Here is a 13383-nt window from a genome sequence, read left to right on the forward strand (position 1 = left end):
AGCCCGGCCGGCGCTTGAGGCCACCTCGGCCAAAGGCCGACTCACCCCAGCCCGGCCGGCGCTTGAGGCCAAAGCCGGCCGCAGGCCAGCCAACCCCGCCCCGCCGCAACCGCACATGCGTCCCGACGAACCTGACGGTCGGTTAGGGTCGGCGTGGAGTTCTCGACGGGGAGGAGCCCGAGGTCTTGTTCACGACGGGTGGCATCGAGGCCCGACGATGATGCGCACACGCATGGCCCGCCGCGTGGCCGCCGCAGCGGCATTCGGCGGCGGCGGCGTGGGCGTCCTGACCGGCGCGATGTTCGCCGTGTTGTACACCGAGGCGAAGATGGCCCGCCGCACGGTCGGCGAGCCCGACGGCGAACCGCCGACCGCCGACGGGATGTACGGCGACCTGCCCGGCGAACAGATCACGTTCGCGGTGATAGGCGATTCCACGGCCGCGGGCCTGGGCGTCGAGGACCCCATGCAGACCCCCGGCGCGCTGCTCGCCTCCGGCCTGGCCGCCGTCGCCGAGGTCCCCGTCCAGTTGGTCAACGTCGCGCTCACCGGCGCGCAGTCCTCTGATCTGGAACGCCAGGTCACGCTCGCCCTCAAGCACGAGCTCGACCTCGCGATGATCATGATCGGCGCGAACGACGTCACCCATCGGATGCGCCCGGCCGAGTCGGTCCGCCACCTCGAACAGGCCACCCGCCGACTGATCGCCTCCGGCGTCGAGGTGGTCGTCGCGACCTGCCCCGACCTGGGCACGATCGAGCCGATCGCGCAGCCGCTGCGCTACCTGGCCCGCCAGTGGAGCCGCAACCTCGCCGCCGCGCAGACCATCGCCGTGGTCGAGGCCGGCGGCCGAACCGTGTCGCTCGGCGCGCTGCTCGGCCCCGAGTTCCTCGCCCGCCCGAAGGCGATGTTCGGCCCGGACCGCTTCCACCCCTCGATCGAGGGCTACGCGACCGCCGCGATGGCCTCGCTGCCGTCGCTGTGCGCCGCGCTCGACCTGTGGCCGCTCGACGAGGAGAGCCCGGACAGCTTCCGCGGCGAGGGCGTGCTGCCGATCGTGCAGGCCGCGATCGAGGCCGCCGCCGAGGGCGGCACCGAAGTGGCCGGCACCGACGTCGGCGGCCGCGAACGCGGCCCCCGCGGCCGGTGGGCGCTGCTGCGCCACCGCAGGCGGCAGCAGATCCCGACGCCCGCGACCGTGGATCCCGAGGCCGACGGCGAGGTCGGCGATGAGGCCGGCGACGAGGTCGACCCGACTGTGCCGGCCGGCCCCGAGGGCGTCCGGGGTAATGTGGCGGAAGAAATCTGACTGGCCGTCAGTTATCGCGTGGGGCAGGTCGCACGGCCCGCCCCTCCCGCTTTCGGCTACCAGGCAGTAACTTCAAGCGTCAGTTGCGCTTCCGCACCGACGAGAGTCCCTCCGGGGTCCTCGTACCGACGGCCGCAAAGACCAACAAGGAGTCCCGATGCCCGAAGCAGTCATCGTCGCCACCGCCCGCTCCCCGATCGGTCGCGCCTTCAAGGGTTCCCTGAAGGACCTGCGGTCGGACGACCTGACCGCCCTCATGGTCCGGGCCGCCCTGGACAAGGTCCCGGCGCTCGACCCCAAGGACATCGACGACCTCATGCTGGGCTGTGGCCTGCCCGGCGGTGAGCAGGGCTTCAACATGGGCCGCAACGTCGCCGTGCTGCTCGGCTACGACCACCTGCCCGGCACCACGATCACCCGCTACTGTTCGTCGTCGCTCCAGACGACCCGGATGGCGATGCACGCGATCAAGGCCGGCGAGGGCGACGCCTACATCTCGGCCGGCGTCGAGATGGTCTCCAGCACCCGTACCAAGGGCAGCAGCGACTCGATCCCGGACACCAAGAACCCGATCTTCGCCGAGGGCGCGGCCCGGACCGCCGAGGCCGTCGAGAAGGGCTCGACCTGGACCGACCCGCGCGACGCGGGCCTGCTCCCGGACGTGTACATCGGGATGGGCTTCACCGCCGAGAACCTGGCCCAGCACAAGGGCATCACGCGCGCGCAGCAGGACGAGTTCGCGGTCCGCTCGCAGAACCTGGCCGAGAAGGCGATCGCCGACGGCTTCTGGGCCAAGGACATCACCCCGGTCACGCTCGCCGACGGCACCGTGGTGACCAAGGACGACGGCCCGCGCGCCGGCACCACGCTCGAGGGCCTCTCCGGCCTCAAGCCGGTCTTCCGTCCCGACGGCACGGTCACGGCAGGCAACGCGTGCCCGCTCAACGACGGCGCCGCCGCGATCATCGTGATGTCGGACACCAAGGCCCGCGAGCTCGGCCTGACCCCGCTCGCGCGGATCGTCTCGACCGCGGTGACCGGCCTGTCCCCCGAGATCATGGGCTACGGCCCGGTCGAGGCGTCGCGGATCGCGATGGCCCGCGCCGGCCTGACCACGTCCGACATCGACCTCGTCGAGATCAACGAGGCGTTCGCCGCCCAGGTCATCCCGTCCTACCAGGACCTGGGCTTCGACCTGGACAAGGTCAACGTCAACGGCGGCGCGCTCGCGGTCGGCCACCCGTTCGGCATGACCGGCGCGCGGATCACCAGCACGCTGATCAACTCGCTCCAGTGGCACGACAAGCAGTGGGGCCTGGAGACCATGTGCGTCGGCGGCGGCATGGGCATGGCGATGGTGCTGGAGCGCCTGAGCTGACCCGGCCGCGCCCGTAGTACCCCCCTCGAAGCCCGTCCGGAACGCTCCGGGCGGGCTTCGTCGTGGGCACGTTCGCCGGCCGCGGCGAGTGGTCGCCCACTCGGCCCTACCCCGAGGTCCCGCCGGGTCGGGACATCACGCTCTGGCGGCAAGAGGCCGGCAGCGCGACCCTGGTAGTGAAGGTGTTCCTCGGGTTGTTCAAGGGTTGCGGATCCGTCATGCCGAACGCGTACATCGTCCCCGTCCTCATCACCGCCGCGTGCGCCGTCGCGGTGACCGCCGCCGTCCGGCGGCTGTCCCGGTGGCGACGTGGTCGTACGTCCGCGGAGATCTGGGACCAGGAATTCGTCGACCACCTCTTCCGGACCAAGGAACCCAAGCGCCCGTCGCTCATGGTCCCGCGCCACCCGCACGACGACGTCGTGGACGAGTACGACACCCCGGCCGGCCGCCGTCCGCACCCCTCGGAGAACCTCACCCCGTTGCTGCCCACGCACCTCACCGGCGAATACCTCACCGGCCTGGTGACCGGCGGCACGCCGGTCACCCGGGTCCGCACCGGCTCCCCCGGCGGCTCCGGCGGCTCCGGCGGACTCGACGTGCTCGACTTCGCCGACGGCAGCTCGCTCGTGGTCATGCCGGGCGACCCGGAAGCCGCGTCACTGATCGACATGGCCCTGTCGATGGGCCACCCGGTCCGCCTCCTGGGCACCTCGGAAATCGGCGGCGGCTACGCCCTGACCTTCAGCCTCGACGACTCCACAACCTACGCACTGGCCGACCGCGTATACGTCCGCCCCCCGGCCTAGCCCCACCCAACCCAACCCAGCCCGTCCTGCGCTTGAAGACAAAGCCAACCCAATCCAGCCCGTCCGGCGCTTGAGGACAACAACCCAGGGCCAACCCTCAAATCGCCGCCGCCAACTCACGCACGATCTCGCGCGCCGTCCGCACAACCTCCCCCACCGTGCCAACCTCACCGTCCTGCAATATCAGCGCCTGCTCCTCCCTATGCGGCGCCACCGCCACGGCGAGGTCCCGCGACGTCACGGCGACCTGGTCGCCGACCACGAACACCCCCAGATCCGGCACCTCACGGCGCGGCTCGCCCTCGACCGCGGCGGCCAGATCGGCAAGGCATTGCGCGAGCTCCAGGGCCGCCCCCGCCCGGGTCGGCGAGGTCTCCTGACGAGCCGTCAGCGGCGCTTTGAGGCGGGACTCGGACAGGTGCCGGAGCCGATCGGCGACCGCGCCGGCCTCCTTCACGAACAGGCCGATGTCAACCGTGAGGGAGCCGGACGGTTTCCCGGCCGACGGGATGGGGATGCGGGACGACATAGCCGGAGCGTACCGAGTGCGATCGCCGCACGCGGGACACCCTGCGACCGCTTGCCAACCGTTCGCCCGTCATGCACGCTCGGGGAACGGAACGCTCACCGGAGGCGCTTATGTCCTTGCACTTCTCCGAAGAGACCCACCGGAACCTCGTGGCGAGGGTCCCGGCCTGCACAGGCCGCGAACTCCCCGAATGGTTCAAGGAAATCGAGGCCGGACCGGCCTTCTCCCGTTTCGAGGACCGAGTTTCCTGGCTCCAGGGCGAACACAACCTCGGACACGGGCACGCGCTCGCCATTGTTCGCGAGCACGACCGCCGCCGCCACGCCCCGGGCGGGGTCAGCTGACCCCCCGGCCCGTGGCCGACCCGCTGTCGACCCTTTGTCGAAGACCCTTGCCCCACTGAGCAGATCCGCCTTACCCACACCCACGAACACAGAAGTGGCGGTGCCCCTTTCCGGGACACCGCCACTTCTCACGTCAGGACGTCACGGAGCACGTCACGGCGCCGTGCGCCGCAGCGTCAATCCCGCAGGATCGACAACAGACGCAGAACCTCCATGTAGATCCACACGAGGGTCATGGTGAGCGCGAACGCGGCGCGCCACGCCTCCTTCTCCGGCACGCCCTGGGCGGCCAGCTGCTCGATCTCGTTGAAGTCGAGCGTCAGGAAGAACGCGCCGATGAGGATGCCGAGGATGCCCATGACGATGCCGAGCGGGCCACTGCGCAGACCCAGGCCGTCGCCACCGACGAAGAGCATCGCGATCAGGTTGACGAGGGTCAGGACCACGAAGCCGATCGCGATCGCCATGCCGATCCGGTAGTACCGGTTCGTCACCTTGACCCAGCCGGACTTGTACGCGAAGAGCACACCCACGAACACCGAGACCGTACCCAGGACGGCCTGGACCACGATGCCGCTGTACCGCGTCTCGAAGGCGTGGCTGATCGCGCCGAGCGCGAAGCCCTGGAGGGCGGCATAGGTGAGGATCAGCGGCGGGCTGACCTCTTTCTTGAAGATCGTGACCATCGCGACGCCGAAGGCCGCCAGCGAGGCCACCACCGCGAACCCGAACTTCTCGGGCGGCAGGAAAGCCCACGCGAGCGCGCCGAAGACCACGACGGTCAACAGCGTCATCGCGGTACGCGCGACCACGTCGTCGATCGTCATCCGACCGGTCTGGAGCGGACCGGCGGACTGCGCCTGGTACATCTCCTGAAGCTGCTCGGGGGTCATCGGCTGCAGCGGCGGCTGCTGTGGTGCACCGTACGGGGCGCCCTGCGGCCCGGGCTGCGGCGCTCCGTAACCGGCCTGCTCCTGCCGGCCGGTCTCGAACGCCCCCCGCCGCGTGAGCACCGGGTTGCTGCTCCTCATGTCATCTCCTCCATGCCCCCGGGTGGGGGTCGTGGCTTGAGAGTAATCCCCGAGTAAAGCGCTCGGGGAATCCATCCTTCCCTCACAACGTTCCCGGACACACGATTTGTGCCCGTGGTCACTGTGTGGTCATAAAAAGTCGGATGGTATCTATCGTGAACCCGATGGCTGTATGCGCGGGAACACCCTGCGCTATTCGCGAGAGAGGGTGACCCTCGGGCCCGGGAGTTCGCCCGGCCGGCGGGTGAATCCGCCGCGGCCCGTCGCCGCGCGATCGCGGCGATGCGGCGTTCCTGCAGGTCAGCCGCGCCTTCGAGTTGTCCCCGGAGCGGGACTCGAACCCGCACGGCCTTGCGGCCAAGGAGGTTTAAGCTCCTCGTGTCTGCGTTCCACCATCCGGGGGCGATGCTGAGCGTAGCGGCCCCGGCGCACCGGGTTGACCCCTGCGTTTCGGAGCCCCCGCCGACGCCCCGCGCGAGCCACCCCGATCGCGGAGAGCGACCGGGCGAACCACATCCGAATGTCGCGCGATTGTCGTACGGATCGCGCCGAATGAGCGCTTTACGTCAGCTGAGCAGGGGACATCCCGCATTCGCCCATGCGACCTGGGTAGGACGGGGTCGGGGGTCCGCCCCGGGAGCACCGCCACACCGGTGCTCGCGCTCGATCGAACCCGGCCCGCTCTCCCACCGCTCCCATCGATCCCATCGATCCGATCGCGACGAAAGAGGCCCATGTGAGCGTCACTGAAACCACCGCCGGTACCGGGTCGCGCGGCGCGCTCGCCGCCGCCGCCACCAACCTCGGCAAGGTCTACGGCACGGGCGAGACACAGGTGATAGCGCTGGAGGACGTGTCGGTCGGCTTCCGCCGCGCGGAGTACACCGCGATCATGGGGCCCTCCGGGTCGGGCAAGTCCACGCTGATGCACTGCATGGCGGGGCTCGACTCGATCTCGGCGGGCTCGGTGCGGCTGGGTGAGGTGGAGCTGTCCAGCCTCAACGACAAGCAGCTCACGCTGCTCCGCCGGGAGAAGGTCGGTTTCGTCTTCCAGGCGTTCAACCTGCTGCCGACGCTCACCGCGCTCGAGAACATCACGCTGCCGATGGACATCGCGGGCGTGAAGCCGGACAAGAAGTGGCTCGACCAGGTGATCGCCACCACCGGCCTGCGCGACCGGCTCGGCCACCGGCCGGCCGAGCTCTCCGGCGGTCAGCAGCAGCGCGTCGCGTGTGCCCGCGCGCTCGCGAGCAAGCCGGAGATCATCTTCGCCGACGAGCCGACCGGCAACCTCGACTCGCACTCGGGCGCCGAGGTGCTCGGCTTCCTGCGCGCCTCGGTACGGGAGACCGGACAGACGATCGTGATGGTCACCCACGACCCGGGCGCCGCGTCATACGCGGACCGCGTGCTCTTCCTCGCCGACGGCCGAATCGTCGACGAAATGGCGAACCCGACATCCGACCTGGTCCTGGAACGCATGAAACGCTTCGACGCCGCCCGCCTCATCTGACAGCCCTCGAACCCAACCCGCCCGGCACTCGAACTCAGCCCGTCCGGCGCTTGAGGACAACCCAGGCCACATGCCCACCCAACCGCAGCCCGTCCACCCACCCCCAGCCCGTCCGGCGCTTGAGGACACCCGACCCAGACCACCCAGCCCGGCCGGCGCTTGAGGCCCACGCAAAAGGGCCCGGCACGCAAACGCGTACCGGACCCAAGCGCAAAGCAATCACCCCTTGGCCGCAGGCTCCACCGCAGGTCGCTGCACGGGAAGCGCCGCCTCCGCGAACTCGTCCCGCGGGTGCTCCATGGCCCCGAGCGAAACGATCTCGCGCCGGAAGAACGCCGACAGCGTCCAGTCGGCAAACACCCGGAACTTACGGTTGAACGTCGGCACCATCGCACCGTGGTAGGTGCGGTGGAACAGCCAGGCCAGCAGACCCTTGAGCCGCAACCGGCCGAACATCACCGCGACGCCCTTGTGCAGGCCGAGGCCGGCAACCGCGCCGAGGTTCTTGTGCTTGTACTCCTTCGGCGGGAAGCCACGCATGACCGAGACGACGTTGTCGCCCAGGACGCGGGCCTGGCGCACCGCGTGCTGCGCGTTCGGCGGGCACCAGGCGCCCTCGCCCACGGCGAGGTCGGGCACCTGGGCGTTGTCGCCGGCGGAGAACACGTTGTCCATGCCGACCACCTGGAGGGTGGTGCGGGTGTCGACGTGGCCGCGCGGGCCGAGCGGCAGGCCGTACTCCGACAGCACCGGGTTCGGCTTGACGCCCGCGGTCCACAGGATCGTGGAGGCGTCGAACTCGATGTCGTTCGAGAGCACGCAGTGCTTGTCCACGCAGGACTTGAGCGAGGTCTCCAGGTGGAACTCGATGTCCCGTTCCTTGAGCTTCTCCAGCGTCCACGCGCCGAGTTCGGGACCGACCTCGGGGAGGATCCGGTTGGCCGCCTCCACCATCACGAAGCGCATGTCCTCGCGGCGGAGGTTCTTGTAGTAGCGCACGGCGTCGCGGGCCATGTCCTCGACCTCGGCCAGCGCCTCGATACCGGCGAAGCCGCCGCCGACGAAGCAGAAGGTCAGCGCCTTGCGGCGGATCTCCTCGTCGGTGGTCGAGTCGGCCAGGTCGAGCTGCCCGAGCACGTGGTTGCGCAGGGCGATGGCTTCTTCGATGGTCTTGAGACCGATGCCGTTCTCGGCCAGGCCGGGAATCGGGAAGGTCCGCGATATCGAACCGAGCGCGATGACGATGTAGTCGAAGCCGAGCTCGTAGGACTCACCCGCGAGCGGCTCGACGAGCGCGACCTTGCGGTCGTGGTCGACGGAGGTGACCCGGCCGTTGACGATCTCGGCCTTGGGCAGGACACGGCGCAGCGGCACCACGACATGGCGCGGTGAGATGCTGCCGGCGGCCGCTTCCGGGAGGAAGGGCTGGTAGGTCATGTACGACCGCGGGTCGACGACCGTGACGGTCGCTTCGCCGTAGCGCATCTTCTTGAGGATGCGCTGCGCGGCGTACAGACCAACGTAGCCGCCGCCGACGATAAGGATGCGAGGGCGATCCGTGTTGCTCATGTTTGGAAGTATCCACCGGCGGAAGACCCGGCCGGCTTGAGGCCGCGCGCAGTACCGAAGGGGTCGTCTGGTACCCTTCGTCCTTTTGCTTGTGCATTTGTGCACGGTGTGCGGTCGAGGATGATCCACCCGACCACCCCACCCGGCAGCCCTATCGCGATGACCTGCGTCGATCCTGCCCGAGGGGGTCGGGGCCGACGCAATGTGATCTCCACCTCGAACCGGTCCCGACCGCCCATTTCGAAGGTGGGGCCGCCCGTGGGCTCGGCCATCGGGAGGAAAACCGGCCCACATGACCAAGCTTTACCCGGGCGGCCATGTGAAGGGATTCACAAACTTTTGCCGCTGTCCGAACACTGGACACGGGTCCAAGGTCATTCTTCGACCGGACGAAGGTCCCTGGCGCGCCGCAGACGCGTGTGCGAAGGGCCCGTACGGGGGCGTGGCCACGCACCGCCCCGTACGCTCGGCCGTCCCGCTCAGTCCTCCGCAACGCTCCAGCCGATGCCGTCCAGAATGTCGTGTTCGCTGACCACGACCTCGGTCAGGCCGGTGCGTTCCATGATCGTGCGCAGGACCAGCGCGCCCGCGCCGATCACGTCCACGCGTCCCGGGTGGAGCACCGGGATCCGGGCCCGCTCGTCGTGGGTGCTCGCGAGCAGCCGCTCGGTCACCGCGCGGACCTGATCGAGCGTCAGGCGCGAGTGGTGGATGGCGGTCGAGTCGTACTCGGCGAGCCCGAGCGCGATGCCCGCGACCGTGGTCACCGAGCCGGCCAGGCCGACCAGGGTGCGTGCGCGGTCCATCGGGACGGCGGCCGCGGCCTGCGCGATCGCGGCCTCTATGTCGACGGTCGCGGCGGCGATCTGGGCCGCCGTGGGCGGGTCGTCGCGCAGGTGCCGCTCGGTCATCCGGACGCAGCCGATGTCCACGGAGCGCGCGGCCTCGGGGTGTTCGGTGCCGAGCACGAACTCGGTGGACCCGCCGCCGATGTCGACCACGAGGTAGGGCGTCGCGACGGCCGCCGTGCCCGCGAGTTCGCGGGTGGCGCCCATGAAGGACAGGCGCGCCTCCTCGTCGCCCGAGATCACCTCGGGCTCGACGCCCAGGATCTCGCGGACGCCGGCCCGGAAGTCGTCCCGGTTCTCGGCGTCCCGGCTCGCACTGGTGGCCACGAAGCGCAGCCGCTCGGCCCCGAGTTCGCCGATCGTCTTCGCGTACTCGCGGCACGCGGCGAACGTCCGCTCCAGCGCCTCGGGAGCCAGTCGGCCGGTCTTGTCCACGCCGTGGCCCAGCCGGACGATCTGCATCCGGCGGTCCACGTCGACGAGCGTCCCGGCGGCCGGGTCGATGTCGGCGACGAGCAGGCGGATGGAATTGGTCCCGCAGTCGATCGCGGCTATGCGTCGGGTCATCGGGTCTCGTCCTCCGGGGAGTCGGCCTCGTCCTTGTCCTCGCCCACGCACACGCACGGGCCCTTGGCCCACCAGTCGGGGAGCGCGTCGAGCGTCTCGTCCCCGAGCGGGTTCACGCCGCGGCCCGCGGCGAGCGCGTGCCCGGCCAGTACGTGCAGGCACTTGACCCGGTCGGGCATGCCGCCCGCGGACGGGAAGCCCTCCAGCACCTCGATCGCGTCCCGGCGCGCGATGTAGTCCTCGTGCGCGGCGGCGTACCGGGCCGCGAGGTCCTCGTCGGTGGCCAACCGCGCGCTCATGTCCCGCATCACGTTGTTGGCCTCGAGCGTGCCGATCGCGGACGCCGCCCGGGGGCAGGTCAAGTAGTACAGCGTCGGGAACGGGGAGCCGTCCTCCAGGCGCGGGGCGGTCTCCACGACGTCGGGCAGCCCGCACGGGCACCGGTGTGCGACGCCCCGCAGACCACGCGGGGTACGGCCGAGCTGCGCCTTGACGGCGTCGATGTCCTGCTGATCCATAGAGGAGAGTATTTCCTGTTTCGCTGAGTGGTTCGGACCGGCGTTCGATCCGCGCCCGGTCCGGCTGTCGCTATCCGATCGACGTGGCGGGCGTCGAGGTGGGCGTGGGCGCGACGCTCGCGGTCGGCGAGGGCGCCTTGTCGGCGTCGCGCGTCGAGTCCCACAGGTTCCGGTACCAGGACGGCGAACCGGCCTGCGCCGGTGCGGGCGGGGCGGGGCTGCCCGCCGCCCCCGACGGTGGGACCACGAGGTACGCGGTGTCGCCCGGGAAGACGAAGTGCAGCCGCTCGCGGGCCTGCTGCCGGACGTACGCGGGGTCGTTCCAGCGGTCCAGGTCGGCCCGCATGCGCTCGGCCTCGGCCTGCTGCTTGCGGGTGTTCTCGCGCAGGTCCTCGACCTCGTCCCGCTGCGCCAGGTACTGCCGCAGCGGATACACCAACGCGACCGCCAGGCTCAGCACCACGAGGGTCAGCACGATCCACTTGCCGCCGCCGCGGCGGCGCAGCCGGCCCAGGCTCGCCGCCGCGGGCGAGTCCTTGATGGACTCGACCGCGGCGGCCACCTTGGGCATGGCCTGCGAGGTCGGGCGGGCGCCGCGCGCCTGACGCGGCGGCGCGACCGCCCGGGACGCGCGGGCTGCCCTCGTCGGAGCGGCCGTCCTGCGACCGCTCTCGCGCTGCTCGCTCACGCGTCCCTCCCGCCGTTCCGTCGCTTCGGTGCCGGCGTCGCCCGCGTCGGATCGCGTGTCAGCCGTCGAAGCGCGGGAACGCGCCGCGGCCGGCGTACTCCGCCGCGTCGTCGAGGATCTCCTCGATGCGCAGCAGCTGGTTGTACTTCGCGACCCGGTCGGAACGCGCCGGGGCACCCGTCTTGATCTGACCGCAGTCCGTGGCCACCGCGAGGTCCGCGATCGTGGTGTCCTCGGTCTCGCCGGACCGGTGACTCATCATGCACCGGTAACCGTTGCGGTGTGCGAGCGACACGGCGTCCAGGGTCTCGGTGAGCGTGCCGATCTGGTTGACCTTCACCAGGAGGGCGTTGCCGGCCTTCTCGTCGATGCCGCGCGCGAGGCGCTGCGGGTTGGTGACGAACAGGTCGTCGCCGACCAGCTGGACCTTGTCGCCGAGCTGCGCGGTGAGCGCGACCCAGCCTTCCCAGTCGCTCTCGTCCAGCGGGTCCTCGATCGACACGAGCGGGTACGCCGCGACCAGCTCGGCGTAGTAGGCCGACATCTCGGCCGAGGTCTTCTTGGCGCCCTCGAAGACGTACGCGCCGTCCGAGTGGAACTCGCTGGCCGCCACGTCGAGCGCGAGCGCGATGTCGGTGCCCGGGGTGTACCCGGCCAGCTGGATCGCCTCGACGATCAGGTCGAGCGCGGCGCGGTTGGTGTCCAGGTTCGGCGCGAAGCCGCCCTCGTCGCCGATGCTGGTGGCCAGGCCGCGGCTCTTGAGGACCGACTTGAGGCAGTGGTACACCTCGGTGCCCCAACGCACGGCCTCGGCGAAGGTCTCCGCGCCGATCGGCGCGATCATGAACTCCTGGATGTCGACGTTGGTGTCGGCGTGCGCACCACCGTTGAGGATGTTCATCATCGGCACCGGGAGCACGTGCGCGTTCGGGCCGCCGAGGTAGCGGAAGAGCGGCAGGTTCACCGATTCGGCGGCGGCGTGCGCGACGGCGAGCGAGACGCCCAGGATCGCGTTGGCGCCGAGCTCGGCCTTGTTGTCGGTGCCGTCGAGGTCGATCATCGCCTGGTCGATCAGGCGCTGGTCGTCGGCCTCGGTGCCGGCGATCTCCTCGTAGATGCGCTCGTTGACCGCGTCGACGGCCTTCTGTACGCCCTTGCCGCCGTAACGGGCCTCGTCCCCGTCCCGCAGCTCTACGGCCTCGAAGGCACCGGTGGAGGCGCCGGACGGAACCGCGGCACGGCCCGAGCTGCCGTCGTCGAGGACGACCTCGACCTCCACCGTGGGGTTCCCTCGGGAGTCCAGGATCTCCCGGGCGTGGATGACGTCGATGGACGGCACGAGTTTCTCCTTGATCAAGGGGCACGCTGGTCTGCCGGGCCAGCCTAGTAGGACCCCGGGCGGAGGTTCGCCCGGGAACGGGTAGCTGTGGGCAACCATTCGGTGACCCGGAGGCGAACGAATTCGCTAAGGTGACGCTCGGTCCATGGACGGGGGCGTACACATGACCGAGTCGGATCGCAGCAACGCAGAGGCAGAGGCCGAGGGCGATACGGACGACGCCGGCGACGCGGACGACGCGTCGCGTCTCGAACGCGAGATCTCGCGGCTGCTCGCGGGCGAAGGCGATCCGCCCGCCCTGTTGGCCGCGTTGATCGCGGCCCGACTGTATTGCGAGCGGCCCGAGCAGGTCGGCTTCGCGGTGCTCGGCCCGGCCGGCGGTGGGGTCGTACCGGTGTTCACGTCCGAGGAGCAGCTGGCGCTGTTCACCCGGGGCGCGGGCGATTGGTTCGCCACCGACGGCGGGGACCTGCTGCGGCTGCTGCCGCCGGGCTACGACATCGCGATCGACCTGGCCGGACCCCAGCCGGTGCGGCTACGGGCGAACCTGTGGAACGGCGACCCGGACACGAAGGCGGCGATCGCGGATGGGTGACGACGGGTTCAAGGTCGACAGCGCGTTCGTGCGCGGGGCGAGTACGGAACTGATCGACGCGCTTCTGGTCGCCCGGGAAATCGCCCAGAAGCAGCAGCCGTTGCGGGACCAACTCATCTCGCTGCAGAAGTACTACTCGTCGCCGTTCCAGGCCGGCGAGATCGTCCGCAGGTCCGCCGAGGCGATGGGCGCGCTGGTCAATCTCGGCGAGAGCATCGCGATCGCGTTGGAACTGGCCGCCCGGCAGTACGAGGAGGCGGAACGGGCCGCGGAGGCTTCGTTCTTCACGCCCGGCGGCGCGGCGTCCATCCACGCGGGCGACGACATGAGCACTACGGATTGACGA

Annotated in this window: 14 protein-coding genes and 1 tRNA gene; 7 read left to right on the forward strand and 8 right to left on the reverse strand. The window is 70.3% G+C overall.

Going from position 1 to position 13383, the window contains the following annotated elements; all coding sequences use genetic code 11:
* The first annotated feature begins 217 nt into the window (after positions 1–217).
* The 3 genes from OG928_RS14370 to OG928_RS14380 all read left to right on the forward strand — a co-directional run bounded on the left by OG928_RS14370 (position 218) and on the right by OG928_RS14380 (position 3496).
* Complete coding sequence (locus OG928_RS14370) at positions 218–1309, forward strand: SGNH/GDSL hydrolase family protein (RefSeq protein ID WP_406283672.1); 1092 nt, start codon at positions 218–220, stop codon at positions 1307–1309.
* Positions 1310–1466: 157 nt separating this feature from the next.
* Positions 1467–2687 (forward strand): acetyl-CoA C-acetyltransferase, encoded by a 1221-nt coding sequence (locus OG928_RS14375; protein ID WP_406283674.1) that lies wholly within the window; start codon positions 1467–1469, stop codon positions 2685–2687.
* Between the two features lie 62 nt (positions 2688–2749).
* Positions 2750–3496 carry a hypothetical protein gene (locus tag OG928_RS14380; protein ID WP_406283675.1) on the forward strand — a complete coding sequence of 249 codons (747 nt, stop codon included), beginning with the start codon at positions 2750–2752 and terminating at the stop codon, positions 3494–3496.
* Between the two features lie 97 nt (positions 3497–3593).
* Here OG928_RS14380 and OG928_RS14385 read toward each other — a convergent pair whose 3' ends face one another.
* Positions 3594–4025, reverse strand: a complete 432-nt coding sequence (locus OG928_RS14385; RefSeq protein ID WP_406283677.1) for a hypothetical protein — start codon at positions 4023–4025, stop codon at positions 3594–3596.
* Between the two features lie 110 nt (positions 4026–4135).
* Between OG928_RS14385 and OG928_RS14390 the strand changes: the two genes are divergently transcribed.
* Positions 4136–4369: a DUF4287 domain-containing protein gene (locus OG928_RS14390; protein WP_406283679.1), complete on the forward strand. Its 234-nt coding sequence runs from the start codon at positions 4136–4138 to the stop codon at positions 4367–4369.
* 176 nt (positions 4370–4545) lie between these two features.
* On the opposite strand, the gene OG928_RS14395 is transcribed toward OG928_RS14390, so the two are convergent.
* The gene (locus OG928_RS14395) at positions 4546–5400 is read right to left on the reverse strand and encodes a Bax inhibitor-1/YccA family protein (RefSeq protein WP_406283681.1); all 855 of its coding nucleotides are present in this window, start codon (positions 5398–5400) and stop codon (positions 4546–4548) included.
* A gap of 320 nt (positions 5401–5720) precedes the next feature.
* Positions 5721–5802: transfer RNA gene (locus tag OG928_RS14400), tRNA-Leu, on the reverse strand.
* Between the two features lie 334 nt (positions 5803–6136).
* Between OG928_RS14400 and OG928_RS14405 the strand changes: the two genes are divergently transcribed.
* On the forward strand, positions 6137–6913 hold the full coding sequence (locus OG928_RS14405) for an ABC transporter ATP-binding protein (RefSeq protein WP_406283683.1): 777 nt from the start codon (positions 6137–6139) through the stop codon (positions 6911–6913).
* Positions 6914–7132: 219 nt separating this feature from the next.
* Here the strand turns inward: OG928_RS14405 and OG928_RS14410 are convergent, their stop codons facing one another.
* From OG928_RS14410 to eno, 5 genes are all read right to left on the reverse strand, one after another.
* Complete coding sequence (locus OG928_RS14410; RefSeq protein ID WP_406283685.1) at positions 7133–8482, reverse strand: NAD(P)/FAD-dependent oxidoreductase; 1350 nt, start codon at positions 8480–8482, stop codon at positions 7133–7135.
* A 479-nt stretch (positions 8483–8961) separates the two neighbouring features.
* Entirely contained in the window at positions 8962–9897 is a 936-nt protein-coding gene (locus tag OG928_RS14415; RefSeq protein ID WP_406283687.1) for an exopolyphosphatase, read from the reverse strand.
* Entirely contained in the window at positions 9894–10415 is a 522-nt protein-coding gene (locus tag OG928_RS14420) for a DUF501 domain-containing protein (protein ID WP_406283688.1), read from the reverse strand. Before OG928_RS14420 ends, OG928_RS14415 begins: the two co-directional genes overlap by 4 nt.
* A gap of 70 nt (positions 10416–10485) precedes the next feature.
* Positions 10486–11103 (reverse strand): septum formation initiator family protein, encoded by a 618-nt coding sequence (locus OG928_RS14425; protein WP_406283690.1) that lies wholly within the window; start codon positions 11101–11103, stop codon positions 10486–10488.
* Positions 11104–11161: 58 nt separating this feature from the next.
* A complete protein-coding gene (gene eno, locus OG928_RS14430; protein ID WP_406283691.1) occupies positions 11162–12442 on the reverse strand; it encodes a phosphopyruvate hydratase in 1281 nt (426 codons plus the stop codon).
* Between the two features lie 145 nt (positions 12443–12587).
* Between eno and OG928_RS14435 the strand changes: the two genes are divergently transcribed.
* Both OG928_RS14435 and OG928_RS14440 read left to right on the forward strand, forming a co-directional pair.
* Positions 12588–13037 (forward strand): SseB family protein, encoded by a 450-nt coding sequence (locus OG928_RS14435; protein ID WP_406283692.1) that lies wholly within the window; start codon positions 12588–12590, stop codon positions 13035–13037.
* Positions 13030–13380, forward strand: coding sequence for a hypothetical protein (locus OG928_RS14440; RefSeq protein WP_406283694.1), 351 nt, complete (start codon positions 13030–13032; stop codon positions 13378–13380). Before OG928_RS14435 ends, OG928_RS14440 begins: the two co-directional genes overlap by 8 nt.
* Positions 13381–13383: the final 3 nt, after the last annotated feature.

Origin of the sequence: Embleya sp. NBC_00896 (assembly GCF_045207785.1) — a bacterium.
GTDB lineage: Bacteria > Actinomycetota > Actinomycetes > Streptomycetales > Streptomycetaceae > Embleya.